Origin of the sequence: Mesorhizobium sp. M7A.F.Ca.US.007.01.2.1 (assembly GCF_003998165.1) — a bacterium.
GTDB classification, from domain to species: domain Bacteria; phylum Pseudomonadota; class Alphaproteobacteria; order Rhizobiales; family Rhizobiaceae; genus Mesorhizobium; species Mesorhizobium ciceri.
This window is the reverse complement of the sequence record NZ_RZQP01000401.1, coordinates 1-3,039: the sequence shown is the minus strand read 5'-3', so window position 1 is coordinate 3,039 and position 3,039 is coordinate 1. Positions and strand designations below refer to the sequence as shown.

Genomic DNA, 3,039 nt, shown 5'->3' with positions numbered 1-3,039 from the left:
TCACCAATCAAGGCACCTTGACAATGGCCGACGCTGGCGCCGGCGATGTGATCCGGCAAACCGGCGGCAATGCCGCTTTCGCGACTGGCAGCATCATGGCGATCGATATCAACACGGCCGGCCAGGCCGACAGGTTCAGCACCTCCGGCACCGCGACGATCACTGGCGCGACGCTGACCGTGAACGCCGCGGGCGGCATTGCGGTGCCGGGCACCCGCTATACGGTGTTGACCGCCGATGCCGGGCTGACCGGGCAGTTCGCTGCCTTGACTGGAGTTGTCAACACCGCCTTCCTCAGGCTTGTCGATACCTATGACACCAACAACGCCTATCTCGACATCCTGAAATACCGCAACTTCACCGACGCAGCCTTGACCCGCAATCAGATCGCAACCGCTGGGGGGCTCGAGAGCCTGCCGACATCCGGATCCCTGTACAACGTCATCCTCAACCTCGCGACCGACGTGCAGGCACGTGATGCCTTCGACCAGCTCTCGGGCGAGGTGTATCCCTCGGCGCAGACTTCCCTCATCGAAGATAGCCGTCTTCTGCGCGACGCGGCGACGAACCGCATCCGGGCCGCTTTCGGTATCGTCGGTGCATCGGCCGCTCCGGTCATGGCCTACGCCGATCAGACCTATGGCGGTGCTGCGGGCGCCTATGTCTCGCTCGATCCCAATACGACCGCTGCAGTGGCGTCGGACACCGATCGCTTCGCCCTCTGGAGTCAGGGCTTTGGTTCATGGGGCCATACTGGCAGCGACGGCAATGCTGCCCGCGTTGACCGCTCGACTGGCGGTTTCCTGGCTGGCGGTGACGCCGCCATTTTCGACACCTGGCGATTGGGTATCATGGCGGGATACAGCCGCACCAACCTCGATATGAAAGACCGCGCCTCGTCGGGCTCGAGCGACAACTATCATCTCGGCCTCTATGGCGGCACCACTTGGGATGTTGGGGGCGGCACGCTCGGCTTGCGCACCGGTACATCCTATACTTGGCACGACATCGCGACGAGCCGCTCCGTCACTTTCCCCGGTTTCAATGACAGCCTCAAGGCAGATTATCGCGCCGGAACGGCGCAGGTGTTCGGCGAACTGGGCTATGGTATCCATGCTGGAAATTTAGGCTTTGAGCCCTTCGCCAATCTCGCCTATGTGAACCTCCGGACTGACGGCTTCACCGAGACAGGCGGCGCGGCGACGCTGACAAGCGCTTCGGCAATCACCGATGCGACCTTCACCACGCTCGGCCTACATGCCTCAGGCGAGTTCACCGTCGGCGAGATGGCGGCGACGGTTCGCGGCACGCTCGGCTGGCGCCATGCCTTCGGCGAGACCGTACCGCTGTCGCGCTTCGCATTCGCCGGCGGCGCATCATTCACCGTCGCGGGCGTGCCGATCGCCAAGGACGGGCTGATACTCGATGTCGGGTTCGACATCGCCATCGCACACAATGCCACGCTCGGCCTCACCTATGGGGGACAATTCGGCAGTCGCGCCGCAGACCAGAGCGTGAAAGCCAATCTCGCGGTCAGGTTCTAGTTGGGGGATGGGCCACACGCCGCAGGACGAGCCCGCATTCGCGTCTCCTCGTCCGCCCGCGTTCCATTCACAATCCGCGTTTGCCGCCGCCACTCGCGCAAAAGGTAGAGCCTTTAGCCTTTGGAAAGGGAGATGTGGTTCCTCTCAGAGGCGCGGACTGCGCGCTGAGGCGAATCGATGGATATCTTTGGCATCAAGGCACTTCTGATCTGCGCCCTGATCTTCATTCCGTTCGAACATCTGTTCGCCGAGCGGCCGCAGAAGATCTTTCGCAAAGGCTTCGCTGTCGATCTGATTTATCTGCTGTTCAACGGCTTCATCATAAAGCTGGCCATCGTCATGATGGCGGCAGGCGCGCTCGGTGCCGCTGCACTCCTGGTCCCGCAAGCGATAACGCAGGCCGTCAGCGGCCAGCCCGTCTGGCTGCAGGTTGCCGAAATCATCGTGATCACCGATGTCGGCGTCTACTGGACACATCGGGCCTTTCACAAAATCCCGGCGCTTTGGAAGTTCCATGCCGTTCACCACGGCATTGAAGAACTCGACTGGCTCGGGGCCTTCCACAATCATCCCGTCGACGCCATCGTCACAAAGGCAATATCGCTGACGCCGATCTTTTTCCTCGGCTTCTCGGAAGCGTCGATCGCCGTCTTTTCGACTCTCTACCTTGGACATACGCTGCTTGTGCATTCAAACGTGCGGATTCCGTTCGGCCCCTTGAAGTGGCTGATCGCCAGCCCGCAGTTCCATCGCTGGCACCATGCCAACCAGCGCGAAGCCTATGACAAGAACTTCGCCGGGCAGTTGCCTTTCCTCGACGTGCTGTTCGGCACCTACAATCCCACCGGTGACAAGGTGCCGGAGAAGTACGGCGTCGACGATCCGATCCCTTCCACCTATTTCGGCCAGATCGGCTATCCGCTCCTGCGCCGCAGGAAGCTGCCGAACCGGGCGGTGCCGAACGCCGAAACCTGACGGCTGGCCCGGCGTTGCGGTATCCACACCGGTCCCCTTTCGAGCCGCAGGACGCCGAACCACCGGAAGGCTTTTCGCCTCGAATCGGCTAAACCTTGCGCCATGAACGAGACCTCACTCTATGCGCCGGTGAAGCGGTTCCTCGAAAGCCTCGACTTTGTCGTCAAAGGCGAGATCGACGGCTGCGATGTTGTTGCGTTGCGCGAGGGGGAGCCGCCGGTTGTCGTCATCTGCGAGTTGAAGCTGCAGTTCAATCTCGAACTGGTGCTGCAAGGTGTCGATCGTGCGGCGGCCTGCGACGAGGTGTGGCTGGCCGCGCGCATGTCGGCTCGCGGCAAGGGACGCGAAAGCGATGCCAGGTTCCGCAATCTCTGCCGCCGGCTTGGCTTCGGCTTGCTTGGCGTGACCGCGACGGACCGGGTCGAGGTGCTTCTCAGCCCGATCGCGCTGGCGCCGCGCAAAAATGCCCGCCGGCGCTCCCGCCTGGTCGACGAGCACCAGCGCCGTCGCGGCGATCCCG

At 62.5% G+C, this 3,039-nt stretch carries 3 protein-coding genes; all 3 read left to right on the top strand.

All coding sequences use genetic code 11. The features are described from left to right. Positions 1-1,544, top strand: a 1,544-nt coding sequence (locus EN949_RS34295) for an autotransporter domain-containing protein (protein ID WP_127371953.1), incomplete at its 5' end; no start/stop codon positions are given. A gap of 177 nt (positions 1,545-1,721) precedes the next feature. Further along, a complete protein-coding gene (locus EN949_RS34290) occupies positions 1,722-2,519 on the top strand; it encodes a sterol desaturase family protein (RefSeq protein ID WP_127366042.1) in 798 nt (265 codons plus the stop codon). A gap of 102 nt (positions 2,520-2,621) precedes the next feature. Then, positions 2,622-3,039: DUF2161 family putative PD-(D/E)XK-type phosphodiesterase (locus tag EN949_RS34285; RefSeq protein ID WP_245472579.1), on the top strand; the 418-nt coding region annotated here is incomplete at its 3' end.

Bases quoted from the DNA above. Each gene is read 5' to 3' on its own strand.
- EN949_RS34290 (WP_127366042.1), top strand. From the start codon at position 1,722: ATGGATATCTTTGGCATCAAGGCACTTCTGATCTGCGCCCTGATCTTC.